The organism is Weissella diestrammenae, assembly GCF_014397255.1.
GTDB classification, from domain to species: domain Bacteria; phylum Bacillota; class Bacilli; order Lactobacillales; family Lactobacillaceae; genus Weissella; species Weissella diestrammenae.
In genome coordinates, this window is the sequence record NZ_CP060724.1 from 456,257 (window position 1) to 482,232 (window position 25,976).

Consider the following 25,976-nt stretch of genomic DNA (forward strand, 5'->3'; position numbering starts at 1 on the left):
CGCATAACCACCGTTCACTCATATACGTCAAAAAAATCATGGCTCAACCTTTTGAATGTGGTAATTGTAAAATCCAACGTTGATTGAAAAATCGTTTGTATGCCACAAAGCTAGCAAAAACTGATGCAATCCCGGTTGCCGAGAGCAACATGAAAACAACCATAATTTGATATTTAATCGCTCGAATTGGATCAACACCAGCCATAATTAAACCAGACATCATGCCTGGCAATGACACCAACCCATACGTTCTGACCGAATCAATTGTTGGTTGCATGCCTGTTCGGATAGCTTCACGAACAATCTCACCTGCCGCTAATTTTGGTGTGGCACCCAAAGCTAATTTTTCAAATACTTGCTGACTTTGATCCTTAAATTGTTGATTCAAACTGCGATAAACTAAACCAACCGCCGTCATGGAATTACCGGCGACCATACCCGTCACCGGAATCACTTGGAACGGTACAAATTTAATCACTCCGGTACCAACTAAGATACCCATTGTCACTGTTGTTGAAAGTAACAAGCCCCACCACGAAATGACGAAGGCGCCCGGAATCCCTTGACTCCTTTTTTTACCATTGCGGGCTGCATTATAAACAATAAATAGTTGCATCGCGATAGTTAATACCATTGAATTGACATTGAAAATAAATTTCAACAAAAAACCAACAATAATCAGCTGTACCACGGCGCGTAGCACTGAAATAATCGTCTCTTTTTCAAGTTTTAGCTGTTGTCGATAACTAATCCCGAGCGAAATCAACACCAAACTAAATGCCAAAGCTAACGACCAATTATTAACATTAATTTGCGAATTCATGAATCTGCCTCCTCTTTCATTGTGGCTAATTCAAGTTTATGTGTCGCCTTTAAAATTTCACTTTCATCATGTGTGACCGACAAAACAATCCCGTGATTTTGAGCGTGCACCCGATCGATCTTTTGCCAAATAATAGCTTTCGTTTCGGCATCAAGCCCCGTCGATATTTCATCAAGCAATAACACTTTCGGTGGAAACAATAAGTTTCTCAAGACACCAACCCGTTGACGCTCACCACCCGATAATTGCGAAATTTCTTGGTCAAGATAATTTTCTGGTAACGCCATTGATGACAGCCCCTGCTTTTGGACCAGCTCATCAGGTACCAACTGGCGCACTTGATATGGTAAATTCAGATTATCCCGAACCGTATTACCAAATAACTGTGCTGATTGCGTCGCATAAGACACCTGTTGGCGATAATCACTGATTGGATAATCTGTCGCCATAACATTGTCTAATTTAATTTGACCCGTTGTAGCCACCGTCAACCCAGCAATAATTTTCAATAGTGTACTTTTACCACTACCCGACGGCCCAATAATTGTAATCCAATCACCACTTGTATAACTAAATGTCATATCATTGAGAATGTGTCGATTTTCAACCTGATACCCAATTTTTTCACCATCTAATTTAACCATTATTCATCCCCCCCTCATCACTTCTTATTCCAGTATATACTATCCAACCGGACAATTTACTCTTCACCCATCCAACGACACACATCTTGCGCCTCATTCTCACATTTGCCTTATTTTTAATCACGCAATTAAAAAAACTAACTGCCACTTTCAAACACAGACAATTAGTTTCTTGTATCACGATTCAACCAACCAATCACAATTAGTTCATTGGTTTTCAGGCACATGGCCGCACCAATGTGACTTTCATTTCAAATGAGAACGCTGTAATTCCAAACGAATTAAACGCACAATCACTGGAGTGACCAACCCCTGTATCGATCTATCGTAGCATCAAATACAACGTCCATCTCAAATTACCATTTGGCTATTCGTCTGTGACTGCTCGATACCCGAGGGTTGTCAAATTCGTCGGTTGCTCAATTTCAATCGCTGGGTGCTCAGCAATAAATTGACCAATTAATTCAGCAGTTTCAATCGGTAATTCACGGACAACTTTATCCATTGAAAACATCGGGAAGTTTCCAGCACCACCCGCACGATAATTATTCATTGCGACTTCATATTCCGCAGTCAAATCAAGTGGTTGCCCGGCAATCGAAATAGCTACCACACGATGGTTCATTGGCCGACTAAAATCAAACGTATAATCAATACCACTCCAAACATCATAATTATAATGTTGCATTTTAGGATGTATAAAAAGCGGATTAATCACTAATTCCTTTGCAGCATTTAATTCAAAATAACGTGCATTTACTTCTAAAGCGTCTTTAATATCTTGACCCGTCAGCTTCTCAACAACCACAGTATTGGGGTAAATATAATTAGTCATAATGTCGCGTCTCGTGACAATTCGATTCAAACCACGAACTTCATCATTAAATAACGCTGTATTTGCAATCTTAGTACCTGTTGCAGCCATTTGCGCACGATTAACCAATTCAATAAATGGATGGTTTTTCAACCGCGCCAGTTTATGGCTTTTAATGCGCATATTATCACCAACCGTCCCCATCGGCTCATCTAACCAATGATTCAATTGCATTTGCAAAGGGTGGATCAAATCAACAATGGCTGGTGATTCTGGATAAGTTGCCGTCGGAATTAATTTTGCAGTTGTCGTTTTGATTTGATCTTGTTCATTCAGCGTAAGTGTCATCACACCCACATGGCTGGCACGATAACCTGGTTGCGTCGTTGGTACACCGTGCACCACGGTAGCAATTTCTCGATGCTGATGACCAGTCACTAAAGCATCAACACCAGATAGTTGAAGCAACTGAACGCCTTGATTTTCGCCGGTTACCCGCTCCAATGTCTGCCCAGTTTCGAGGTCTTCTGCAAAACCGCCATGATAGGCTAAAATCAGTACATCCACCATTGGTCTAATTTGCGCAATATAGTTTTTTGCAACTTGAACCGGATCTTTAAAAGTCAACCCCTCCAGATGTTCAGGTTGTTCCCAATGTGGTACATATTTTGTCGTGAGGCCAATCACACCAATTTTCAGCCCCTTTTTTTCAAAAATGGCATATGGTTTGCCAATAAATGGTTCGTCAGTTTTCGTATCTAGGACATTCGCATTCAACAATTTATCAGGCGACACTGCCCGCTCTAAATAGTCACGTCCATAATTGAATTCATGATTACCTAAAATTCGCACGTCATAATCAATCGTGTTCGCCAAATCTTCAAAACGGTGAATTTCTGTCTGTGCTGACTGTTCAATGAAATTCGTCAGTGGTGACCCTTGAATAAAATCACCATTCTCAATGGTCATCACGACTTCATCCGTTAACGCACGCTGCTTGATTTCTTGAATCACTGATGCTGCACGTGATAACCCAAGGGCATCATTTCTCAATGGCCGCCGGAAATCATCAGCTAAAATATACCCATGTACATCTGATGTTGACAAAACTGTAACTTGCATCCCTGTCTCCCTATTATTTGCCGGTCGCTAAGATACCGACTAACCCGAATACGACTCGCTTTTCCACTTATTACCTTACGCGTTACAAATGGACTTTTCAACCATCCAGTTAACGCTTTTATCACCGGCTCAAGCTGTGACCGGCTTTTATTTTTGGGAGTTCACGCTTAGAATTGTGAGCCCAAATCTAAATTAATACATTTTTAGTTTATCTATTGTCCAAAAAGTATTTTGCACGCATTAATTAGTTAACCCTGCAGGTAGGTCTAAATTCAAAGATAAATTTTTTTCAAATCAGCTCTTAGGTGCAAAAAAAGCCTAGTCGGTTGATAACTAATCCAACCCACCAGGCCATACTATTTTATTATGCTTCAGTTGTTAATGTTTTCTTTGAAATAACATTTAAATTAGCGTCCAAATCGTATACCAATGGTTGACCATTTGCGATTTCAACGCCCAAAATATCATCATCAGAGATATTTTCAATGTGTTTTACCAATGCCCGCAAAGAATTACCATGAGCGGCAATTACAACGTTCTTACCAGCCTTTAAATCCTTTGAAATATTTGATTCCCAGAATGGCAACACGCGTTCCAAAGTAACCTTAAGATTTTCACCAAATGGCAATTGTCCTTCAGGTACATCTGCATAACGGCGGTCAAATGCAGGGTATGTCTTTCCCAAAACTTCAACGGTTTCAGTTTGTTCCGTCAAAAGAGGAGGCAAAACGTCATATGAACGACGCCATTGATGAACTTGCTCATCACCGTATTTAGCAGCAGCGTCTGCCTTATTCAATCCTTGCAATGCACCATAATGACGTTCGTTTAGCCGCCATGACTTGGCTTCAGGAATAAATAATTGTCCAGCTTCTTCTAAAGCGTAGTGCAATGTCGTAATCGCACGAGTCAACACTGATGTGTACGCTTGATCGAATTGGATACCTTCCTTTGCCAACAAGTCTCCTGCTGTCTTAGCCTGAGCAACACCCTTGTCAGACAACTTAGTATCAACCCAACCATTAAATAAATTCAATGCGTTCCACTCTGATTGACCATGACGAATCAAAACTAACTTAGCCATTGATAAATACCTCTTTTATAAATTATGTTATGTGAACATTATAGCAAATTTAAAAGCACTTGCGGAAATAAACTTCGCACACCTTGATTTTAGTCATCGATCCGAGCTGTTTCACCCTTCAATCTTACCATCTTTAATGGTTAAGCCTGATGAATGGACAACACCTTGATGCGTGGGGAATTGATTGGCAATCATTGTGTTAATTGCCACTGGTACCTCGCCAAATCCAGTCGCAATTAATTCAGCTTTATTAGGATACCCCGCAATATCACCAACCGCATATACGCCAGGTATCGTTGTCTGCATCGTTTGATCCACAACGAATTTTTGGCGCATACTTTCAGGTTGAATCTGCCAGCTAGAAACAATTTTATTTTCCGACAAAAAGCCATAGCTGATTACCAATTCATCAACCTCAATGGTTTTAATAGCTTGTGCACGAGGCATCGACAAGGTGACTTTAAAATCACCTGCTGGATTACGGGTTAATTCGCTAATTTGATACGGCGTTTCTTGTTGCACCGTTGATTGATTCAATGCGGTGACGGCATGTTCCATGGCTCGGAATTGTTCGCGACGATGTAGAATATGCACTTCACTTGCAACGGTATTGAGCAACAAAGCTAAATCGACAGCTGAATCACCACCACCTGCAACCAAAACACGCTTATCTTGAAAATCGTTCAAATCACTGACAAAATAGTTCAACCCTTGGCCTTCAAAATCCTGTTCAATTTCAGGTGCTAATCGGCGTGGATTAAAAGCGCCCTTACCAGTGGCAATCAAAATCGCCTTGGCTTGAAGTTGCTCCTGATGATCAGTGGTAATCAAAAACCCTTGATCATTTGTCGCAACATCGATAACTGTTGTTTCCAGCATAATATTTTGCTGAAACTGATTCATTTGGGCTGATAACTGTGAGATTAAATCTTGACCAGTAATGGCTAAAAAACCTGGAATATCCAAAATCTGTTTTTGCGGATATAGATTGGCTGTCTGCCCTCCTAATGTTTTTAGGCTTTCAATCAAGGTCACATCAAGTTCCCTTAAGCCAGCATAAAAAGCGGCAAACATGCCCACCGGACCGCCACCAATAATTATTAAATCTGTCTGTTTTATTTCTGTCATATTATTTTCTAATCAACCTCTAGCATTTACAGTAACTAAATTACCACTTGATTCTAAATCCAATATCGCTATCAACTAACTAAGCAAAATCACAAGTAACAAAAAAGCGCCCAATACCGCCGATTCGCGCTAATGGGTCAACTTAATTAGATATTGCGCGCATAGAAAGTCTTGAATTCAGATAAGTCGACGCCGTCAAGCCTTGCCATCGGCACGACCTCAGGCGTAACTTGTTCACCCAAGACTTTTTTTAATGCATTTCGAAAGACAGGAACAAAATCATTCAACTGTTCCACGTCTGGTCCGTCGATAACTAGGAAAAAACGACCAGCTTGGCTTTGCTGTTCCGTTAACCATAGCAAATACATCTCGGTGATTTTGCCCATTGCATCATCTGCAATCCCGATTAATTCGTACTGCAATGGAGTTGGGACATCTTCAGGTACAGTAATTTCCATTGTTAATTCTTGGGCCTCTTGACGCTCAGCCTCAACTTTTGCTTCTCCTGACTCAATTTGAGTATACGCTTGCGCCAAATACGTCATATTTTGACGCGAAATTGGCATCCCCTCATCTTCGTTAAAGGGGTTCATTGCAAGGGCACCCAAGGCCTCATCCTTTTCGAACATGGTCATAAAATCGCCGAAGGGAATTGTAATCACTCGTGTATCCTCAGCCCAACCATCTGGATTAGCTTGAAAGTTCTTCTCGTCAGTAAAGACAGGGAAAACTTGTTGTTGATCATTATCCATAAATGTCAACAAACGAATTTCTTCACCTGATTCAACAGCAATCCCACCTTGTTCATCGATCTTTGTTTCATCAGGAATCTGGACCGGCACCAAAAAACTTGCCTGCAACAAAGCTAATTCAAACGCCTGTTGATTAGCTTGTGATTGGTCTGCTTTAAAATTAGCAAGGGCTGAAATTAAGGTGTCATTATTAAATTGTTGCTCATTTGCCATCGGTTATCTCTTTTCTTTTATAATTTCACTTTATAATAGTTACTTCATTTTATCATGAAAATCAGGATATATCTGCCAATACCAATTAGAATCCGTGCTAATTTTTGGCGTTATAAAGCGGCTTAAATTGTGCCACCTTGGTATAATCCAATTCACCAACGGTTATTATCCGATCAAACTTAGGGTAAGCATCTTTTGATTGCAGCCATAGCATGATTTTTTCGATGCTTGTAGAGATATCTTGTCCCGGAAAAACAGCCACAACATAAACATTTTGTTGTGTGTCACCCAACTTCAAAGCCCAAAGGGTTTGAATAAATGGCATTTTCTCTGCTAATTCCCTCTGGACGGTTTCAATAAATGACTCTTTTATATCTAATCGTTGACGCATTTTGAACTGCGATAATTGTTTCAAGTTTGCCAGCTGTTGCGTCAAATAAGCAACATTGCGTTGGTCTAATACAAGATTAACCGTCATCATATCAATGACGACACCACTGACGCGACTTGCTTGTTGCAAGAGTGACCAGATTTCTTCAATACTAATAGCTAATGGTGTTTGACCCTCAATCCGGGATTTTGCCTGCCATTGATTGTATGCTTGCCGGTTTGAAAAAACTGGAAATAATTGTTGACCGGTTGCATTTTTAACTAATTGATACTGGACGTCCACGATGCGTTGCTCAAGCATCGGCCCGTTTTTTTGCTGCCCCGTATTTTTTCCAATTGCAGCTGGGATCAACAGCGTACTCCCAACAAATTGATCAATTAACAAAGTTTCTGTTTCTGGCCTTGGGTCCTTCACATATTGATTTAACGCTTCTGTCAATGTTAAATTAGCCATTCTCATCGTTCCTATCATATTTTTTGCTTAGTATAACAAAAGCATGCCTTTCTTTTATTAAAAAAGGGCATGCTTTTTACTGACACCGCATATTTCATATGATATGAGGTCGATATTACATCGCTTCATTACAGGTGTTGCCACCATTATATTTATCTGACCATTCATGAATGGCCGTCATCATTGGTCGCATTGCTTCGCCACGTTCTGTCAATTCATACATAATTAAAGCTGAATCCTCAAACGTTTTACGAGCAACTAAATCAGCCATTTCCAGTTCTTTTAATCGCTCCACCAAAACACGATCTGAGCATCGTGTAATCGCTTGTGCTAAATCTTTAAACCGACTTGGCCCATCTTTTAACAATACTTCAATGATTAGGCCATTCCATTTACGTCCTAAAACATCAAACGTTGCAACAAATTTTTCGCAGATTGGTTCTGCAGTAGTACTTTGACTAGTTGGCATAATAACTTCCTCAGACTTCTCGATATAAATTCTTCTATTTAATACTTATAATTATATACTTAATATACGCTGTAATTGTGACCAATTCGTTAAAATAATTAAATGAAGTACCAATTATACCACTTTTCAAACTTTAAATTTATTGCCATTTCGACTCATTAAACTAATCGCCAAACCATTCCCAACATTATCACTGCCAAAGCTGAAAAACAGATAAATGTCCCGGACAAACCGATCCCATTTGTTTCAATTAAAGTCGTTGCTAACAAAACACCGATAACCCCAGCAATCTGGCGACCAGTAGTAATAATCGCCGTCCCATCTGGCATGCGTTGATCGGTTAAACTATCGCTCGCAAAAGTCATTGCTGGCATCATCATGAAGGCATTGCCAGCTTCAGCAAAGATTGAAAAAATAACTGCCAAAATAATCAGATGCTCATAAAAGGTAATACTCAAGCCGACAAAACCAAATACAATACAACAAGCCCCAATCCGCATAACGATTCTAACGCCCTGTCGATCTAATAGTCGACCAGCATAATGGTTTAAAACGCTTAGGGTTACTGCCGCAGGTACCATTAACAATCCTGACCAAAATGGTGCTAATTGCAACACATTTTGAAAATATAACGGCATCAAGACTGTCATCACAATTAAAGCAATATATGCACTATTATTTAATAATAAGCCTTGTCTAAATTGACGATACCGTAGGAGCGACAAATCCAATAAGGGTCGTTTTAAATGATACTGTCGCCAGATAAAATCGCCACTTAAAACACAGCCAATCAATAAAATAATGCCTAATTGCCAATTAATGCCGATTTGACCGAGTGCCTGTAGTGCGTACAAAAGTGCTGCAATGCCCACTAAACCAACAATCGAACGACAATCTAAAGCATTGGGTCTCAAAGGAACCAATGATTGCCCATAACGCCACGTTAAAATCAGCAATAGTGCTAATAATCCCAAAAAGAAACCAAAAACTGCTCGCCATGCAAAAAATTGACTAATTACCCCTGAAACAATTGGTCCCACAGCTAGGGCACTGCCCATTACTAAACCAACCCAACCCATCGCTGTTCCTCGAACTGTTTCTGGTGTCATCATCAATATCACACTTTGAAAACTTGGAAATAAAATCCCAACTGCCACCCCTTCTAAAATACGGCCAACCATTACCCACATGAAATTAGGCGCAATCAACGCCAATACAGTACCAATTATAAAAATTGCCTGTAGACTTAATAATAACCACTTAAATGCCACACGACGTAAAAGCCATGGACTTAGCGGCATCATGATGGTCATTGTTAACATCAGCCCCGTCGTCAACCACTGGATCGTACTGACTGGGAGCTCAAATTGTCGACTCATCATTGGATATAGCGTTGTCATTGCTGATTGACTAATTGAAAAGATAAAGCTCGTGGCTAATAAAATAACAACGAATATCTGCCTTGTTCGATTACTAACTGTCATTCTCATTTCCCCCTTTTATGCCACTTCAACTATACGCCAATCCTAATGTTTTTCAAATTTTAACCACTCAAAAAGCGTTCTAAATCCATTAGAACGCTTTACTATTAATATTTTATCTTTCGCAATGTTTTTAAAGTCCTAAGGTGATCTTTAACCGGATTGAAAAAATCTGTAATAGCTGTCCAATCATCAACTAAATTCAACAACAAACTTTCCCAATAATGTGGCATCGCCCAGGTAGAGCCCCACATATGCTTTAAGATAATGTCTTTTTCCATTTCTGACAGTGGCGTAATCTTTTCAGCATTTCTTAAACTCACCCGCGGATGAATAAAAGCATGTGATCCTAATTCAAACTTCGTCTCACGCCAATCATAATAGAATAAATCATGCACGATACCAGCGCGTGCCAAGGCTGTGGCATTTAACCCCAAACGTAACCCAAGCTGATAACTCCGATATGACACATCAATTGAATGCGTCAAACGATCGGAATAATGATGCTGCGTATAATTGGCCAATTCCTGTACCTCAGGATGGGCTAACAAATCGTCAACAATGTCCCGATATATTTGATCATTTTGCCAATTGTCATACATATCATCACCCTCCATCATGATTTGATTCTTATAGCGCTTAACGTTGTCGTAATGCAAACATTGCAATTCCAGCTGCAACACCCACATTCAAAGATTCTGCATGGCCCGCTAAAGGAATATAGAGATTTTGTGATGTCATTTGGGCCAGTTCAGTTGACATACCTTGACCTTCATTGCCCATAACCAAAGCAAATTGCGTTTGTGGTTGAATCGTAAACAAATCAACTGCCTCAGGATCCAATTGCGTACCATAAACCACAAATTCATTCCGCTTAAACTCAGTAATCCATTCTTTCAAATCACCTGAAGCAATTTGAACGTGAAATTGAGAACCTTGCATCGCACGAATCGCTTTAGGCGCAAAGGGGTCAACCGAACCTGCGCCAAATACAACACCGGTAAAGCCAGCAGCATCAGCCGTTCTGACCATTGTACCAACATTTCCTGGGTCTTGAATTGCATCTAAGAACAACCATGCACCATCGTGAATATACTGTGGTGCACGGTTAGCAGTTGGCAGTGAGACTTCCGCAAAGATACCTTGTGGTGTTACCAAATCAGATAATTTTTTAGCAATATCGTCATAGATAAAAAACACTGGAACACCTAATGGTAATTCAGCCTGATGCAAATCATACTGTGCTTGGGTCGCCATGATTGCATGTAACTTGCCACCATGATTGATTGCTTCTTGTACAAGATGCCAACCATCAATTAAGTAAGTTTGGCTCACTTGACGACCTTTTTTTGTCTGTAACTTGGTCCAGGCTTTCACCCGGTTATTTTGAATCGATGTAATATTTTCCATGCCCTAAGTATACCTCATAATCACATGCTTTGGCGTAATATTGTTCTTTTAATTAATCCCAATCCAATTACGAATTTAACGTTGTCACTTCACTTTTAAAAATATCAATGATTTGATTCTGCCAGTTAGTCAACGGCAATGTTTCTCGAACCAAAAAATAAATCCGAAACTTGGGTAACTGATCATCCAAAAGATGAACAACCCGCAAATCTTGATCATGATTCTGCAAAGCAAGTTCGGTGATAAACCCCATACCAATGCCTGACCGTACCATATTTTTTAGCACTTCAACATTCGGCGTTTGATAGGCGACTGGTGGATAAACACTATTTTCAGCTGATAGTCGCCGAAATACCTCGTCATGCAAATAGCCGCGTGAATGCACTACAAATGGTTGATTTGCCAAGGATTCAAAGGTGACCGCCGGTGTGTGTTGATTATTTGCTTCAATTAACACGAAGTCATAGTGTGCCAGTTCATACTGCCGAATACCTGCTAAATCGACTGGTTGTGTGGCAGCCACAATTCCAAAATCAAGGGCACCCAATCGTAATTGTTGTAATAATTCATCACTACCAAATTCAACCGTTTCGATATTACCAAGTAAATTGGCCGGCACTAACTTTTGGGCAATTTTTGAAAAATAATAAGTACCGATAATTGGTGGCAAGCCAATCCGCATTTTTGATTGTTGATGTAATTTAACTTCTGCATGTGCATACTGCCACTCGCGATTAATACGCTGTGCAGACTTTAAAACAATTTCACCAGCTGCCGTCACAAAAGTTGTCTTATGCGATTGGTCACGTTCAATTAATGCCTCACCAAATTCGGTCTCGAGACGTTTCAAAGCATACGAAATGGTTGGTTGCGACACCTTAAATTTTTCCGCGACTGCCGTTAAGCTATGGTACGTCTCTAACGCTTGAAAATATTCTAAATCTTTTAAATTCATTTCGTCCCCATTTCAGGTATCATAATGGCTCATATAAATATTTTTTATTATAACACATAGGTTTGACTATGTTTTTTTATGGAAAGTACAATATAAATGAATTTAAAAAATAGCATTAATCAAGGAGAAACAATATGCGTGGACAAACCCTTCTAAACAACCCCTTTTTGAATAAGGGGACTGCCTTTACCTTAGCAGAACGTCGTGAATTAGGCCTAACTGGTCTACTCCCTGCAACTGTGCAGACAATTGATGAACAGGCAGAACAAGCATACAATCAGTATCAAACTAAGCCAACTGACTTAGATAAGCGCCTTTTCTTATCACAATTGTTTAATGAAAATCGGACGTTATTTTATTATCTTGTCGACCAACATGTTGCCGACTTTATGCCAGTCGTCTATGACCCAACCATTGCCGACAGCATCGAAAATTACTCGGCATTATTTATCAATCCACAAAATGCTGCCTTCTTAGATATTAATCATCCCGAGGATATTGCGGCAACGCTTGAAAATGCTGCTGACGGGCGTGATATTCGCTTAATGGTTGTCACTGATGCTGAAGGTATTCTTGGTATTGGTGATTGGGGTGTACAAGGTGTTGATATCGCTGTCGGAAAATTGATGGTTTACACTGCTGCAGCTGGTATCGACCCAGCAACGGTCTTGCCAGTCTCAATCGATGCCGGTACAAATCGACAAACACTATTAGCCGATCCTTTGTACCTAGGTAATCGTCATCAACGGATTGTTGGCGACCAATACGACGCGTTCATTGACACCTTCGTCACTACCGCTCAACAAAAATTCCCCGACATGTATTTACATTTTGAAGATTTTGGGCGTGCAACAGCAACAAAGATTCTAAATAAATACAAAGATAATTGGCCAACTTTCAATGATGATATTCAAGGTACTGGCATCGTGGTAACTTCAGCTGTCCTTGGCGCTTTGGCTATTACCCATGAAAACATTCAAGATCAAATTTATCTCACATACGGTGCTGGTTCAGCTGGAACTGGAATTGCAAATCGGGTCATGGCAGAATTTATGCAACAAGGTATGTCTGAAACAGACGCCCGCCGTCGATTCTATATGGTGGACAAGCAAGGTTTACTCTTTGATGACGATCCAACCTTAACACCTGAACAAAAACCTTTTGCTCGTCAACGCAATGAATTTGAGCACCCCGAAGCCCTCACAAATCTGCTAGCGGTCGTAAAAGCTGTTAAACCAACTGTATTAGTTGGTACTTCAACTAACCCTGGGTCATTTACCAAAGAAGTGGTGGAAACGATGACCGCCAATGCAACCTATCCAAAGATTTTCCCACTGTCAAATCCAACCAAACTTCATGAAGCAATGCCCAATGATATTATCAATTGGTCAAATGGTCACGCATTAGTCGCAACCGGGGTTCCAGTTGAGCCATTGACAATTAACGGGATTACTTACGAAATCGGTCAGGCCAATAACATGTTAGTTTATCCAGGTCTGGGATTGGGTACGATTGTCGCAAAAGCTAAAATTCTATCTGACGGTATGATTTCGGCAGCTGCCCATGCATTAGGTGGCATGGTCGATGTGAGTGTAGCTGGTGCACCTGTTTTACCACCTGTTTCACGTCTTGCTGAGATGTCTGAACGCGTTGCGATTGCGGTTGCTCAAGCAGCAGTTGCGGAAGGTTTGAACCAAGTCGATTTACCTGACATCCCCGCTGCCGTTCATGCTGCGCAATGGTCACCAAAATACTAAATCCAAGGAGTAATTATGTCTGCCTTTATCACCTCAGTATCATCAGTTATCGAAATCATTTTTGTTATTGCCTTAGGATACTTCTTGCGGCATGGTCAAAAATTCCATGATTCTTTTAAACATGATATCGAATTCTTAATTATGAAAGTGGCGCTACCACTCAATATTTTTGTTGGTGTCCTCAACAATTTGACTCGTGCAAAGCTTATTGCACTGTCGGGGTCATTGATATTTGTCATCATCTCATTTGCCATCGGTTATCTAGTCGCCTGGTTACTGACAAAACTCTTACACATTCGTGTTGGTCGACGGGGAACATTTATTAATATGTTTGTTAATGCTAATACCATTTTTATTGGCCTTCCCCTCAACATCGCCCTCTTTGGTGAAAAATCAATTTCATATTTTTTGATTTATTACCTTGCAAATACCGTTTCAACTTGGGCAATTGGCATTTTCTTTATTCAAAATGATGGGCCTAAAAAAGCTAACCAAACGTTCAATTGGAAAAAGTTATTACCAGCGCCACTATTGGGATTCATTGTGGCTTTGATTTGGCTCCTTATGGCCTTGCCAGTACCAGAATTAGTCAACAAAACTTTCACCATGGTTGGTAACATTGTCACACCTTTGTCGTTAATTTATATCGGAATTGTTTTAGCAGATGCCGGGCTCAAGTCAATTCACTTTGACCGAGACACAGTTGTTGCGCTACTAGGTCGGTTTGTCTTTGCGCCAGTCGTAATGATTTTGGTCGTCATTACATTCAGTGCCGGTGGACTCAATATCCCGGCAATGGAGAAGAGCACCTTGATTATTCAGGCTGCGGCACCTGGTTTAGCAGTGTTACCCATTCTAGTTGGTGAAGCAAAAGGTGACGTAGCCTACGCAACAAATGTGGTCACAACCTCAACTGTTCTATTTGTCATTGTCGTACCTATCTTGATGCAAATCGTTACCTTATTCTAAACGCTATAATTAATCAATGTCACAAAAGTCAATCAGCTAAATTCTTAAGCAATATGAATTTTTCCTGATGGGCTTTTTTGATTCAATCCTAGATATGCTAAAATATAAACATATTAGCCGAATAGTCGTGTACTGTTTGGTCAGTCAAATATTCATTGAAAAGAGAGCAATATGCCGGTTTTAGATATTAATGATAAAAAAGCAGTCGCACGCTACCAAGAATTTGTTAGGGCTTCACCATTTGGTCAAGTGACACAGGATCTTGCTTGGTCAGAAGTGAAGAACAATTGGACACCGCGTTATGCGTATGTAGAGAATGCGCATGGCGATATCATTGCAGCAATATCAATGCTCTTAACGGATACACCCAGTGGCAAAAAATTTGCATATGCGTCAAAGGGGCCAGTAATGGATATGCACGATTTAGACCTCTTTGATAAACTCATTGTTGAAGCAAAAAAAGCCATTCAAGATGATAATGTTTACTTATTACGTTTAGATCCCGAAGTGATTTACTCAGATGATTTTAACGCCGAGTTACAAGCCCACGGCTATCAAACCCGTAATCGAAATGTTGCTAATCAGGGCATGCATGCAACAATTCAACCACGGTTAAATATGGTTTTAGATTTAACTGAAAAGCCAGATGCGAAAGAAACATTTGACTTATATCCATCAAAAACAAAAAGTAAATTAAAACGACCAATTCGTGATGGGGTGACCGTTAAATGGGCAGCTGATCAGGCAGCAATTGATGCTTTTTTCGAAACTTACGCCGGTATGGCGCAACGACACGGTATTTCACATCGACCAAAAGCATATTTTGATCGTATGTTAAATGCTTTTGGCCAAAATGGTGACATATTGAGAGTTTACCTAGCTGAACGTGAGGGTCAACTCCTATCAACTGGAATCGGTTTTAAATATGGTCAGAAAATTTGGTACATGTATGCCGGATCATTTGATGGCAATATTTATTACGCACCGTATGCAGTGCAAACCGCGATGATTCAATGGGCATTAGATGCTCACGTCGCAGCGTATGATATGGGTGGCATCGAAGCAGTCGATGAACACGACGGTTTATACATCTTTAAGCATACATTCGTTAAGGCAGACCCTCGTGAATATATTGGCGAAATCGACGTCGTACTAGATGAACAGGTTTATCATGAACTAGTCAAGTCATAGAAAAAAGGCAAACCATAAATGGTTTGCCTTTTTATTTATGAAATACATGCGTTTTGAACCAGGGCTGTAATATGCGATCAACGCCAAATAATCCAGCGTGATTACCAGCGCTTAAAAGAATGAACGCTACGACTAATTCAGTCGGATTTACGCCAATTAAACCAAACCCCAAATAAGTTAAATTCAATAAAATTGCCACACCTGCTGCAATTGAAGTCAAAGCCCCAATAATGAGCAACAAACCAACCACTATTTCAGCGAATACTAGCATTTGAGACCAAGTATTCAGAGCAGTAATCGATTGTCCATGCTGCGTTGTTTGATCAATTAATCCATTGAACCATGGAAAAGCAGGCCGTTGATCAAAGGTCATTGTGACTGGCTTTTGTAAGACGAGTTTGATGACTGCATCTAAATGAAACCCACCATTCATTGTTAGCTTCGTCCACCCATCACTCAACCAAACACCACCCAACCCAATACGTAAAATAGTCAGTACGTACGCCGCAACTTTACTCTCTCGTAACCATTGCCACATCATCATGTCCTCGCATTTCATTGCTATTTCTGGTCGTTAATCAGGGTTTAACAGACCTAGTTTCCACTGTAGGTAGGCATTCATGAAACCATCTAAATCGCCATCCATCACCGCTTGCGGATTACCACTTTCATAGTTTGTCCGATGGTCTTTCACCATGCGATATGGTTGAAAAACATACGACCGAATTTGTGAACCCCATCCATTTTCAAGGTGTTCACCAGAAATTTCAGCCCGTTCGGCTTCTTTTTTATCCATTTCCAATTGATACAGTTTTGCCCGCAACATACCATAGGCTGTATCTTTGTTTTGAAATTGTGAGCGCTGCTGTTGTGATGCGACAACAATTCCGGTTGGTATATGTGTCAATCGCACCGCTGATGATGTTTTATTAATGTGTTGCCCACCAGCACCAGACGCACGATACACGTCCATTTTAACATCAGCCGGGTTAATATCAATGGTGACAGAATTATCTAATTCAGGCATCACGTCAATTGACACAAACGACGTATGCCGGCGTCCTGCTGAATCAAAGGGCGAAATGCGAACAAATCGATGAACTCCGCGTTCTGAACGTAAGTAACCATACGCATTGTGTCCAGAAATCATCAAAGTCACCGAATCAACCCCGGCAACATCCCCGGGGTGATAATCCATAATATCAACTTTAAAGTGATGCTTTTCTGCCCATCGCGTGTACATCCGTTGCAAATTAGCACCCCAATCAGCGGACTCAGTCCCCCTGATCCGGGATGGATTTCCAAAATCGCATTACTGTTGTCATACGGTTCATTTAATAACTGTTCAAGTCGATAACTTTCAAGATTTTGTTGTAATTGATTCAGTTCATTATCTAATTCAGCTTCTAATTCATCATCTGGCATCTCAGCCAATAATTCGATAGTTGTTGCAACGGATTCAATCCCATCCGTTAACACTAAATAATTGTCACGGCGCTGTTTTAATTCATTGTTGGTATCAATAACCGCTTGGGCAGCAACATTGTCCTGCCAGAAATCGGGATGTGCCATTTCATCTTCATTTGCCGCAATCTGATCTGTTAACGCATCTAAATCTAGATTTTCACCAAGATGCGTAACTTCTGCGCTAATCTCATTCAATTGATTCCGTGCATCCGCTAAAGTCATACTGATTTGCCTTTCTACCATTCATTCACAATACTGGTTTTATTCACTGTCAAACACACCTTTAAACACAAAAGGAAAGTCACTCGGACCTTCCTGTTGTGACCAGCATTAAACTGTCAAATTCTGACGAATTTCTGACTTCATGAATAGACGAGTTGCCTCGTATTCAATGCCAGCAATCATTTCATCAAACATACGGAACCCTTCATTTTGGTACTCAATCAGTGGGTTCAATTGACCATAACCTCGTAATTGAATCGCATCACGCAATTGATTCATTGCTTCCATGTGATCTGTCCACTGTGCATCAACGACACGTAAGATAACTACTCGTGTGAATTGCAATAATTGGTCACTATCATGCAAAGATTCCGCTTTATCCGCATAAACTGCTTGAGCTAATTCAAATAAGAATGCTTTAATTTCATCAACTGACTTATTTTGCAAATCAGAGACTTGTACTTGATTTTCAGGTACTAAGACGGCACGAGCAAAATCAGCAATTGATTGCAAATCCCATTCGTCAGCTTTTCCCATCGTGTGTACATCAACAACTCGGTTAATTGTACGACGAGCCATAGGTAGCAAAACATATTCCAATGATGAACCAGCATCAATCACTTCATTCCGATTGCGGTAAAATACTTCACGTTGTTGTGACATGACATCATCATATTGCAAAACGTTCTTGCGAGAATCGTAATTATTTCCTTCAACTCGCTTTTGGGCTGATTCAACTGACCGGGTAATCAAACGATTACGAATAACAGCATCATCGTCTGCAAGGTTCAAACGATCCATCATCGCTTTAATTTTTTCACCACCAAAACGAACCATCAAATCATCTTCCAATGACAAGAAGAATTGAGAATAACCACGATCACCTTGACGACCAGCACGTCCACGTAACTGATTATCAATACGACGCGATTCATGACGCTCAGTCCCAATAACAGCTAATCCACCTAAGTCAGACACACCAGGTCCAAGCTTAATGTCAGTTCCTCGACCAGCCATGTTAGTTGCAATCGTAACTGCGCCACGTTGACCAGCATTAGCCACAATTTCAGCTTCTTTAGCGTGGTTCTTCGCATTCAAAACGTTGTGTGGAATTCCCACTCGATTTAAGAGTTGTGATAACAATTCTGACGTTTCAACGGCAACTGTTCCAATCAAAATTGGTTGTCCCTTCGCATGCAACTGTTGTACTAATTCAACAACCGCACGGAACTTTGCCTTTAAGGTTGGATACAATAAGTCAGGTTCATCAATTCGTGCATTCGGACGATTCGTTGGAATGGTTGTGATTTCCATGTTGTAAATTTCACGGAATTCCTCAGCCTCTGTTTTAGCAGTCCCTGTCATACCAGATAACTTTCGGTAACGTCGGAATAAGTTTTGATAGGTAATCGATGCCATGGCCCGGTTGTCTTCTTGAATTTGAACTTGTTCCTTAGCCTCCAAGGCTTGATGCAAGCCATCAGAGAAGCGACGACCTTCTTGAATTCGACCTGAGAAAGCATCAACCAGAACAACTTCTCCGTCCCGAACAACATAGTCTTTGTTATTTTCCATCGTATAGTTCGCACGTAGCGCTTGATCAATATGATGTGTTAAGGCCGTGTTACCAGAACCATATAAGTTTTCTAAGTTAAAGTATTGCTCAGCTTTTGCAATTCCTTCATCTTGTAATAAGACTGCTTTTGCTTCCAAATCCACGGTAAAATCAATGTCTTTTGTCAAAGACTTAACAAACCGGTCGGCTCGAATATATAATTGCGTACTTTCCTGTGCTGGTGCACCCGAAATAATCAATGGTGTTCGAGCTTCGTCAATCAAAATCGAATCTGTTTCATCAACCAAAGCAAAATTCAATGGTCGTTGTACACGATCTTCCTTACGTGCCACCATATTATCACGCAAATAATCAAAGCCAATTTCTGAATTAGTTGAATATGTGATATCCGCATTATAAGCAGCCCGCTTATCTTCAGCTGACTTATCAGAAAGGTTAATGCCAACAGTCAAACCGAGCCATTCATATAACTGACCCATTTCCAGACCATCACGTTGTGATAAGTATTCATTGACTGTAACAACATGCACACCTAATCTAGGTAGGGCGTTTAAATAAACCGCCATTGTTGCCGTTAACGTTTTCCCTTCCCCAGTCTTCATCTCTGCGATATTTCCACCATGTAACACAGTTGATCCCATTATTTGTACTCGGAAAGGATAGAGTCCCAAGACACGTTTTGCACCTTCTCGCACTACTGCAAATGCTTCCGGCAAAATATCATCAAGACTTTTTCCTTGTTCAATTAACGCCCGGAAATAAGGCGTTTTTGCTTGTAATTCTTCATCTGACAAAGCTGCCATTTGGTCCGCATAGGCTTCAACGCTGTCTGCAATGTGACCAAGCCGTCGTAAAGTACCTTTGTCACTTTCAATTATTTTTCGTAAAGGATTTGCCATTTTTATATTTCACCTTTGATTCTCATTTTAATGTCTAAATAGCCGATAATAAGGCTATGTTACTAAGAACCATTGTAACACAGCCAAGCAATTGAAAAAAAGAATTTTGTCTGAACAAAAAGTAAGTTTTCTGAGGCCGAGCTCATATCAGGTACCATTTATCGTTAAATAAAAGAAAACGACAGTCATCACTGTCGTCTCTCTTCTATCTGCAACACCTTAATCTTGATTCGGTATATTTTCTGTTTGCGCCCATTGTTGCGTAAAGAAATGATTATTCAAATGATAATTTGGTGTTGCTTGATGTGTCGTTAGAAAATGATTGACACGCTGATCAAAAGCTAACCAACCATTCCAACCCAGATGAATCGTATCTTGCATGAAATACGGTTCAGAACCCCGTTTTGAAAGATCTGTAATCTGATCAAAACCTTGTGATTGCAGTTGATACCTAATTTTTTCAACCGTTTTTTCATACATATCAGCATTCAACCCAGTATATGCTTGCCAATGGGTATTCACCGGTGGGATAACGAACATAACATCAGTTTTATTTTTTGCAAACTCATTTAACACCAGTTGTAAATCGCCATATTCTGGTGACTTCAAATAGTTAAAGTTCTTTTGTGAGTCTTTCAACTTTGGTAAATCGCGTTTGACACGTTTTGAGTAAAAACTATTCAAAATCTCAAACGGGTTGTTTGTGGTCTGTTCCTCACCCAATCGTGTCGCACGGGCCTTTAATGTTGTCACATTATAGGACTGAGGTAATTTTTGTGCTCGAGGTTGTACCCGTTTGGTGAAATTATTACCTGTCTGAAGGCCTGCAAAGAGGCTATCTTCACGATCAGACAATTCCTCTAAAAGATTAATCTGGCGCAATTCAAAGGCACTCAATGCTTTACCATGCGCAACTTTTTCCATATACTGACGGACTGAACTTTCAGGCATCATCTTCAAAAAACGTTGCGCGGCATAACGATCTGCAACTGATCCAGTTACATTTTGTAAAAAATGATACGCTTGGTCGCCTGAATAGTAATATTCAAATGCACCTGGAAATTGACCTTCACGGATAAACCATTGCGGTGAGATGACAAAAACAGCCTGTTTATTTTTAAGTTGTTGTTTGATTTGTTGCATCCCAAAATAATGGGTTAAACTTTCAGCCCCCTTAAGCCCCAACAAGAAAGGTCGATAATTCCGATGATAACCCTCTGCCAATACAGATGGATGCATTTCATCAAAGCGTTGCCATTCGCTTGAACCAAAAAATGGTACAAAACGATGCTGCTTATCAGAAAGAGCCTGTCGTTTAAGGGCTGCATTTTTAAAGACAATTGGTGTTAATGATGTTGCCGCACGCTTTTCAGCATCTAAATCATGCGATTGCGTTGTGGGCACCAAAAAAATCACGGTGATGACTAAACCAATAGCCACCAAAACCGGTCCAAAAATCAGCCATAATCGCTTAAACATTTTGTAATTCCTTTACACCTTGAATAATTTTATTTGCTGTGTTCCAGTCATCACGTCCCATGTCCGAGACAGGAATTTTAATATTAAACTTGCTTTCAAGCTCTAAAACCAATTCAACGGTTCCCATTGAATCTAAAACCCCGGCATCAAATAGGTCATCATCCATCATATCTGACACGTCTTCCATAAATAAATCGTCAATAATTGCAATTACTTCTGCTTGAATATCCATTTTTATTTCTCCATTTTCTTCTGAATTGAATTAAAGTTATTTTTTGCTACCTATAACATTTTAATGACCATGGTGCATCATCGGATGGAACCAAAGTTGATCTAAGAATCCTGAGAATAACAAGAAACTAAACATCACAACGTTAAACGTCACGAAGATGCCGAGCGCATGCATGAATTTATTATCTGGTAATAATGGTTGCCCAGCTTGTTTGCGTGTTTTGTTGATTCTTTTTTTCTTTCTAAACCACCAATCGTTGATGACCAAGCCAACGCCATGGAAAAGGCCATAAGCAATATAGTACCAAGTAACCCCATGCCAGAATCCCATAATGAGCATATTAACTAAATACGCCACACTCGATGTTGTATTACGATTCTTAAAAACTTTATGTTTCATTAACACATAGACTAAACGCATAAATACAAAATCACGGAACCAAAAACTCAATGACATGTGCCAACGATTCCAAAATTCTTTCAAATCTCGTGATAAGAATGGCTTATTAAAATTAATGGGGGTATGAATACCCATGATATATGAAATACCAATGGCAAAGAGTGAATAACCTGCAAAGTCAAAAAATAAATCAAATCCATACGTATACATCACCAATAATGTTGGCCAATTAAAGACGCCACCAGCCATCAAGGCCATGTGTTTAGCTTGTGGTAAGAGTACATCTCCAAAGATATAAGCCAAAATAAACTTATAAAATGCACCCAACATCAGATACCAAACTGCCTTCTCTAGCATATTCAAGTACTCAGTTCGGTCTGGCAGTTGACGATAATCCTCATCAAAGCGTCGATAACGGTCAATGGGACCTGATGAAATCGTCGGCATAAAAATCATAAACCGCATGAACGGCCAGAACTTCGTATCATGTAATTCACCATCCCGCATTTCCATAATCATTGCAACTGAACGAAATGTTAGATATGAAATTCCCAAAAAACCAAATAGTGAATTAACGCCGATAACGGCCGGTGTTATTTTAACAATTATCAGTGGTAGGAGCGCAATTAGTACACTAGCATAAAAAACAAGGCTTTGATTGGCACGTTGTCGATAGGATTGATAGGCAAACACAATGAGCGTTTGCCAGATTAAATACCCAATTAGCGCCAGTAATTGCATCCAATGTGACCCGCCAAACATGAACAAAATAAAGGTCACGGACACCAAGCTTTCATAAACCTGTAACCGTCGTTGATAAAACATTGCAATCACGACCGGTACTAATGCCAACAATAGAATGGCAAAATACTGAGGGTCTCCGTATGGTTGCCAATTTGGCAAAGATTGTACCCACTCAATCATTAGGCATTCACCTCAGCAATCAACTTTTTAATATCAACCTTACCATTTGGGGTAATTGGCAATTCATCGCGGTAAATAAATCGTGACGGCATCATATATGCCATCATATCATCGACTAATTCGGCTTTAATGGCCATCGTCAACTTAAGATCCTTTTCAAACTGGGCACGAACGCCCGGCTTAGCAACCACGTATGCCAGTAATTGTTGTACTTTATGCTGGTCATTGTATCTCGGCACAGCAACCGCCGCATCAAGATATTGTGATAGGTTTAAAATATGTGCCACTTCTTCCAGCTCAATTCGGTAACCATTGAACTTAATTTGAAAGTCCATTCGTCCACCATAGTGAAGCAGTCCTGTTTGATCGAGCGTTCCAACATCACCAGTATGATAAGCTCGCTCGCCATCTAGTTCAAAGAACGCTTGGGCCGTTTTTTCAGGATTGTTAATATATCCCTTTGAAACCGCAGGCCCCGTAACAATGATTTCACCTTGTTGGTCAGCCGCAAGGCGTTCTCCAGATTCATTCATGATATAAGTAGGTGAATCAGGCTTCACATAGCCGATAGGAAGCCGTTCAGCCTTAGCTAACATCGCTGGGGTAATTGCAACAGCTGAAAAAGCAACCGTGGCCTCAGTCGGCCCAAATGAATTAACAATTCGTGCATTAGGGAATCGTTCATGTAATTTTGCCGCCGTGCTAACGGTCAATTCTTCACCACAGAAATAAAAATGCGATAACATTGGCATATTTTCGCTATTAAATGCGTCTGATAGCATGGCCATATCTACAAACGATGGGGTTGATGTCCATACTTGAATCGGCAGCTGAGGCAAAACCGCAAATAAATCTTTGAAATTTTCAGTAGTTGCTTTTGGCATAGCATACATTGTCCCACCAGTAGCCAATGTTGGTGCCCAATACATCACTGATAAGTCAAATGAATATGGTGGTTGCGCCAACATTTTTGGCTGTTCAGGCAAAGCAAATGCGTCATCTGTGATAATCCAGTTCACAAATGACAGTAAATTACGATGAGAAATTTGAACGCCCTTCGGTTTACCAGTTGTTCCCGATGTAAAAATAATATAATACGTATCATCTTCAAGGACGGCATGATCCACTGAATAATCAACTGGCACTTGCATAGCTTGTGCCAACATATCTGGTGTCACAACCGGTACATCATCGATGGCAATCGGTAAATCATCGACCGCGATTACAGCTGCCGGTTCGCCAATCGTCAAAATATTAGTTAAGCGTTCATTAGCAGAATTAATGTCAACTGGAATATAGGCGTGTCCCGCCTTAGTTAACCCAATGAATGTTGCAATCATCGCATATTCTTGCCCACCAAACACCATAACCGGTTGTTTCGGCGCCAAATTCATCTCATCAATCATCTGCGCAATTGCATCTGAATGTTGTTTCAACTGGGCATAAGTGTGTTGTTCCCCTAATACATCGTATACAACTCGATCTGGTTGCGTTTGAGCATAACCATCAATAGTTGCAATCATATTTTCAATCGTCATTTATTTCATCCCTTCATTACACCGCTTATATCTTTTGGTTGACTACTCATTTGTTTTTTGTGAATAGCAAACCACCTATCAATTAGAATTCATTATAAATAAAGCCACCTTGACCATGACCAGAGTAGCCAAACAGGTAAAGCAATCCCAGTAATATCACAAAATAAAAGATACTTTGCAATATAAATTTTATAAATGGCCATGTGTTTTTTTCTGGCAACGTCTGCAAATATTTCAACAAAATATTTTTCTCCTGTATATCAGATTATTTTTTACATTATATCAGTCGTTACAAGATATTACAAATATATTTCATTCATGCGCATTTTTATTACAAAAAAATACCAGCATTTTCATATTTTATCCTGATTTATTTGAGCCAATCAGGCTTTATATCGCGATTACATCGATTTAAAAGATTATCATTAAAATTGAATGAAAATTCACTTTTTAGTAGCATGCCATATAAATGACACTTGAATATGCTAAAATATGTATTACAAATATTCGATTAATTACGCCGATTAAGGAGGAAAAATTGTGCCTGCTGAATTAAAGACAGATATCCTACACGAGGTCATTCAAAAAAGGCCTGCCCAAACCAATAAAACTAATTTTGGCCGCGTCTTATTAATTGGCGGTAACCAACAGCTGGGGGGGCAATTTTAATGGCGGCACAGGCCGCTGTCAGTGCCGGTGCCGGACTCGTAACGGTTGCAACCCATCCCTTGAACGTAACAGCATTACATGTCAGAACACCTGAAGCAATGGTAGTTGATTGGCAAAACGAGCAACAATTACTCGCACAAATGGCCAAAAGTTCAATCATCTTGCTAGGCCCAGGCATGGGTACTGATGATTTTTCCGTTGGCCTCGTTCGCTGGGTTATGCATCAGGTCACAGCACAACAGACACTAATCGTTGATGCTTCAGCCTTAACCATTATGGCCGACCATCACATCGCCTTTCCAAATCAAGGTTTCATCATTGCGACACCACATCAAGGTGAATGGGCCAAACTATCAAGTGTGATGATTACCTATCAAAGTTCAATGGATCTTAACGACCTACAACGACAGAATCTCAATATCGATGTCCTTGTCCTCAAGCAACACCATACTGTTGTATTAAGCCAAAACCGACAAGTGGCCCTTAAAATTGGTGGTCCATATCAAGCTATCGGCGGCATGGGAGACACTTTGTCCGGTATGATTGCTGGGTTCGTCGCTCAATTTGCTGAACCCAGACGCGCCACTGAGGCAGCAGTTTACGCACATAGTGCAATTGCCCAGGAACTCGCTGAACATAATTGGGTCGTCAAACCGACCATCATTGCCGATTATTTACCTAACTTTATGTCACGTATTCAAAATAATCTGGTTGATTAAGGTAACACCCTCTATATTTCGGTCAAGCGGTGACGCTTGGCTTTTTTAACGCACTAAATAAAAATGCATGCCGGTTCATTAACCCGCATGCGCGCTTGAGCTAGGCATTTCGACACCTTAGCAAGGAAGACCTACTTGTCACCCTGATATTCAATTGTCATCCATCATTTTTAGAGGTCTAATCTGCAGTTTTAGA

The 25,976-nt window shown here is 40.2% G+C and carries 25 protein-coding genes; 5 read left to right on the forward strand and 20 right to left on the reverse strand.

Translation table 11 applies throughout. The annotated features are described in order from the left end of the window. Nucleotides 1-43: 43 nt before the first annotated feature. From H9L19_RS02320 to H9L19_RS02375, 12 genes are all read right to left on the reverse strand, one after another. Nucleotides 44-823, reverse strand: a complete 780-nt coding sequence (locus H9L19_RS02320; RefSeq protein WP_187529555.1) for an ABC transporter permease — start codon at nucleotides 821-823, stop codon at nucleotides 44-46. Further along, on the reverse strand, nucleotides 820-1,467 hold the full coding sequence (locus tag H9L19_RS02325; RefSeq protein WP_187529556.1) for an ABC transporter ATP-binding protein: 648 nt from the start codon (nucleotides 1,465-1,467) through the stop codon (nucleotides 820-822). Before H9L19_RS02325 ends, H9L19_RS02320 begins: the two co-directional genes overlap by 4 nt. Nucleotides 1,468-1,834: 367 nt before the next feature. Continuing rightward, nucleotides 1,835-3,403 (reverse strand): bifunctional metallophosphatase/5'-nucleotidase, encoded by a 1,569-nt coding sequence (locus tag H9L19_RS02330; protein ID WP_187529557.1) that lies wholly within the window; start codon nucleotides 3,401-3,403, stop codon nucleotides 1,835-1,837. A gap of 364 nt (nucleotides 3,404-3,767) precedes the next feature. Next, nucleotides 3,768-4,487: a 2,3-diphosphoglycerate-dependent phosphoglycerate mutase gene (gene gpmA / locus H9L19_RS02335; RefSeq protein WP_187529558.1), complete on the reverse strand. Its 720-nt coding sequence runs from the start codon at nucleotides 4,485-4,487 to the stop codon at nucleotides 3,768-3,770. Between the two features lie 111 nt (nucleotides 4,488-4,598). Continuing rightward, a complete protein-coding gene (locus H9L19_RS02340; protein WP_187529559.1) occupies nucleotides 4,599-5,615 on the reverse strand; it encodes an NAD(P)/FAD-dependent oxidoreductase in 1,017 nt (338 codons plus the stop codon). Nucleotides 5,616-5,761: 146 nt separating this feature from the next. Next, nucleotides 5,762-6,580: an SseB family protein gene (locus H9L19_RS02345; RefSeq protein ID WP_187529560.1), complete on the reverse strand. Its 819-nt coding sequence runs from the start codon at nucleotides 6,578-6,580 to the stop codon at nucleotides 5,762-5,764. Between the two features lie 97 nt (nucleotides 6,581-6,677). Beyond that, complete coding sequence (locus tag H9L19_RS02350) at nucleotides 6,678-7,424, reverse strand: SseB family protein (protein WP_187529561.1); 747 nt, start codon at nucleotides 7,422-7,424, stop codon at nucleotides 6,678-6,680. A 115-nt stretch (nucleotides 7,425-7,539) separates the two neighbouring features. After that, entirely contained in the window at nucleotides 7,540-7,893 is a 354-nt protein-coding gene (locus tag H9L19_RS02355; RefSeq protein ID WP_187529562.1) for a winged helix-turn-helix transcriptional regulator, read from the reverse strand. Nucleotides 7,894-8,051: 158 nt separating this feature from the next. Continuing rightward, nucleotides 8,052-9,377 (reverse strand): MFS transporter, encoded by a 1,326-nt coding sequence (locus tag H9L19_RS02360; protein ID WP_243198202.1) that lies wholly within the window; start codon nucleotides 9,375-9,377, stop codon nucleotides 8,052-8,054. Between the two features lie 104 nt (nucleotides 9,378-9,481). Beyond that, nucleotides 9,482-9,976: an HD domain-containing protein gene (locus H9L19_RS02365; RefSeq protein ID WP_187529564.1), complete on the reverse strand. Its 495-nt coding sequence runs from the start codon at nucleotides 9,974-9,976 to the stop codon at nucleotides 9,482-9,484. A gap of 37 nt (nucleotides 9,977-10,013) precedes the next feature. Beyond that, nucleotides 10,014-10,784 carry a TrmH family RNA methyltransferase gene (locus H9L19_RS02370; protein ID WP_187529565.1) on the reverse strand — a complete coding sequence of 257 codons (771 nt, stop codon included), beginning with the start codon at nucleotides 10,782-10,784 and terminating at the stop codon, nucleotides 10,014-10,016. 67 nt (nucleotides 10,785-10,851) lie between these two features. Then, nucleotides 10,852-11,739, reverse strand: a complete 888-nt coding sequence (locus H9L19_RS02375) for a LysR family transcriptional regulator (RefSeq protein WP_187529566.1) — start codon at nucleotides 11,737-11,739, stop codon at nucleotides 10,852-10,854. Between the two features lie 134 nt (nucleotides 11,740-11,873). Here H9L19_RS02375 and H9L19_RS02380 point away from each other — a divergent pair, with 134 nt between their 5' ends. From H9L19_RS02380 to femX, 3 genes are all read left to right on the forward strand, one after another. Next, entirely contained in the window at nucleotides 11,874-13,496 is a 1,623-nt protein-coding gene (locus H9L19_RS02380) for a malolactic enzyme (RefSeq protein WP_187529567.1), read from the forward strand. Nucleotides 13,497-13,511: 15 nt separating this feature from the next. Beyond that, entirely contained in the window at nucleotides 13,512-14,465 is a 954-nt protein-coding gene (locus tag H9L19_RS02385; protein ID WP_187529568.1) for an AEC family transporter, read from the forward strand. Nucleotides 14,466-14,636: 171 nt separating this feature from the next. Next, a complete protein-coding gene (femX, locus tag H9L19_RS02390; protein WP_187529569.1) occupies nucleotides 14,637-15,656 on the forward strand; it encodes a UDP-N-acetylmuramoylpentapeptide-lysine N(6)-alanyltransferase in 1,020 nt (339 codons plus the stop codon). 31 nt (nucleotides 15,657-15,687) lie between these two features. Here the strand turns inward: femX and H9L19_RS02395 are convergent, their stop codons facing one another. The 8 genes from H9L19_RS02395 to H9L19_RS02430 form a co-directional block, all read right to left on the reverse strand. Then, a complete protein-coding gene (locus tag H9L19_RS02395) occupies nucleotides 15,688-16,200 on the reverse strand; it encodes a DoxX family membrane protein (protein WP_187529570.1) in 513 nt (170 codons plus the stop codon). A 30-nt stretch (nucleotides 16,201-16,230) separates the two neighbouring features. Then, nucleotides 16,231-17,345 (reverse strand): peptide chain release factor 2 gene (gene prfB, locus H9L19_RS02400; RefSeq protein WP_187529888.1). Its coding sequence is split into 2 segments (ribosomal slippage): nucleotides 16,231-16,934 and nucleotides 16,934-17,345, totalling 1,116 coding nucleotides; the frame shifts between segments, so codons are not numbered across the junction. Between the two features lie 108 nt (nucleotides 17,346-17,453). Then, nucleotides 17,454-19,820, reverse strand: a complete 2,367-nt coding sequence (secA, locus tag H9L19_RS02405; RefSeq protein ID WP_187529571.1) for a preprotein translocase subunit SecA — start codon at nucleotides 19,818-19,820, stop codon at nucleotides 17,454-17,456. A gap of 219 nt (nucleotides 19,821-20,039) precedes the next feature. Beyond that, nucleotides 20,040-21,299, reverse strand: a complete 1,260-nt coding sequence (dltD, locus tag H9L19_RS02410; protein WP_187529572.1) for a D-alanyl-lipoteichoic acid biosynthesis protein DltD — start codon at nucleotides 21,297-21,299, stop codon at nucleotides 20,040-20,042. Next, complete coding sequence (dltC, locus tag H9L19_RS02415; protein WP_187529573.1) at nucleotides 21,292-21,531, reverse strand: D-alanine--poly(phosphoribitol) ligase subunit DltC; 240 nt, start codon at nucleotides 21,529-21,531, stop codon at nucleotides 21,292-21,294. The genes dltD and dltC overlap by 8 nt, the downstream gene beginning before the upstream one ends. Nucleotides 21,532-21,591: 60 nt before the next feature. Further along, nucleotides 21,592-22,854: a D-alanyl-lipoteichoic acid biosynthesis protein DltB gene (gene dltB, locus H9L19_RS02420; RefSeq protein ID WP_187529574.1), complete on the reverse strand. Its 1,263-nt coding sequence runs from the start codon at nucleotides 22,852-22,854 to the stop codon at nucleotides 21,592-21,594. Next, the gene (dltA, locus tag H9L19_RS02425) at nucleotides 22,854-24,392 is read right to left on the reverse strand and encodes a D-alanine--poly(phosphoribitol) ligase subunit DltA (RefSeq protein ID WP_187529575.1); all 1,539 of its coding nucleotides are present in this window, start codon (nucleotides 24,390-24,392) and stop codon (nucleotides 22,854-22,856) included. Before dltA ends, dltB begins: the two co-directional genes overlap by 1 nt. Before the next feature lie 82 nt (nucleotides 24,393-24,474). Continuing rightward, entirely contained in the window at nucleotides 24,475-24,633 is a 159-nt protein-coding gene (locus tag H9L19_RS02430) for a teichoic acid D-Ala incorporation-associated protein DltX (protein WP_420855809.1), read from the reverse strand. 299 nt (nucleotides 24,634-24,932) lie between these two features. On the opposite strand from H9L19_RS02430, the gene H9L19_RS08430 reads away from it, so the two are divergent. Beyond that, nucleotides 24,933-25,061 carry a hypothetical protein gene (locus tag H9L19_RS08430; RefSeq protein WP_338061921.1) on the forward strand — a complete coding sequence of 43 codons (129 nt, stop codon included), beginning with the start codon at nucleotides 24,933-24,935 and terminating at the stop codon, nucleotides 25,059-25,061. Continuing rightward, the gene (locus H9L19_RS02435; RefSeq protein ID WP_338061922.1) at nucleotides 25,061-25,780 is read left to right on the forward strand and encodes an ATP-dependent (S)-NAD(P)H-hydrate dehydratase; all 720 of its coding nucleotides are present in this window, start codon (nucleotides 25,061-25,063) and stop codon (nucleotides 25,778-25,780) included. Before H9L19_RS08430 ends, H9L19_RS02435 begins: the two co-directional genes overlap by 1 nt. The last annotated feature ends 196 nt before the right edge of the window (nucleotides 25,781-25,976 follow it).

Bases quoted from the DNA above. Each gene is read 5' to 3' on its own strand.
- H9L19_RS02325 (WP_187529556.1), bottom strand. From the start codon at position 1,467: ATGGTTAAATTAGATGGTGAAAAAATTGGGTATCAGGTTGAAAATCGA.
- dltC (WP_187529573.1), bottom strand. From the start codon at position 21,531: ATGGATATTCAAGCAGAAGTAATTGCAATTATTGACGATTTATTTATG.
- H9L19_RS02375 (WP_187529566.1), bottom strand. From the start codon at position 11,739: ATGAATTTAAAAGATTTAGAATATTTTCAAGCGTTAGAGACGTACCAT.
- H9L19_RS02380 (WP_187529567.1), top strand. From the start codon at position 11,874: ATGCGTGGACAAACCCTTCTAAACAACCCCTTTTTGAATAAGGGGACT.
- H9L19_RS02370 (WP_187529565.1), bottom strand. From the start codon at position 10,784: ATGGAAAATATTACATCGATTCAAAATAACCGGGTGAAAGCCTGGACC.
- H9L19_RS02385 (WP_187529568.1), top strand. From the start codon at position 13,512: ATGTCTGCCTTTATCACCTCAGTATCATCAGTTATCGAAATCATTTTT.
- gpmA (WP_187529558.1), bottom strand. From the start codon at position 4,487: ATGGCTAAGTTAGTTTTGATTCGTCATGGTCAATCAGAGTGGAACGCA.
- dltA (WP_187529575.1), bottom strand. From the start codon at position 24,392: ATGACGATTGAAAATATGATTGCAACTATTGATGGTTATGCTCAAACG.
- H9L19_RS02355 (WP_187529562.1), bottom strand. From the start codon at position 7,893: ATGCCAACTAGTCAAAGTACTACTGCAGAACCAATCTGCGAAAAATTT.
- secA (WP_187529571.1), bottom strand. From the start codon at position 19,820: ATGGCAAATCCTTTACGAAAAATAATTGAAAGTGACAAAGGTACTTTA.
- dltB (WP_187529574.1), bottom strand. From the start codon at position 22,854: ATGATTGAGTGGGTACAATCTTTGCCAAATTGGCAACCATACGGAGAC.
- H9L19_RS02320 (WP_187529555.1), bottom strand. From the start codon at position 823: ATGAATTCGCAAATTAATGTTAATAATTGGTCGTTAGCTTTGGCATTT.
- H9L19_RS02365 (WP_187529564.1), bottom strand. From the start codon at position 9,976: ATGTATGACAATTGGCAAAATGATCAAATATATCGGGACATTGTTGAC.
- H9L19_RS02350 (WP_187529561.1), bottom strand. From the start codon at position 7,424: ATGGCTAATTTAACATTGACAGAAGCGTTAAATCAATATGTGAAGGAC.
- H9L19_RS02330 (WP_187529557.1), bottom strand. From the start codon at position 3,403: ATGCAAGTTACAGTTTTGTCAACATCAGATGTACATGGGTATATTTTA.
- H9L19_RS02435 (WP_338061922.1), top strand. From the start codon at position 25,061: ATGGCGGCACAGGCCGCTGTCAGTGCCGGTGCCGGACTCGTAACGGTT.
- femX (WP_187529569.1), top strand. From the start codon at position 14,637: ATGCCGGTTTTAGATATTAATGATAAAAAAGCAGTCGCACGCTACCAA.
- H9L19_RS02340 (WP_187529559.1), bottom strand. From the start codon at position 5,615: ATGACAGAAATAAAACAGACAGATTTAATAATTATTGGTGGCGGTCCG.
- H9L19_RS02395 (WP_187529570.1), bottom strand. From the start codon at position 16,200: ATGATGATGTGGCAATGGTTACGAGAGAGTAAAGTTGCGGCGTACGTA.
- H9L19_RS02345 (WP_187529560.1), bottom strand. From the start codon at position 6,580: ATGGCAAATGAGCAACAATTTAATAATGACACCTTAATTTCAGCCCTT.
- H9L19_RS02360 (WP_243198202.1), bottom strand. From the start codon at position 9,377: ATGACAGTTAGTAATCGAACAAGGCAGATATTCGTTGTTATTTTATTA.
- dltD (WP_187529572.1), bottom strand. From the start codon at position 21,299: ATGTTTAAGCGATTATGGCTGATTTTTGGACCGGTTTTGGTGGCTATT.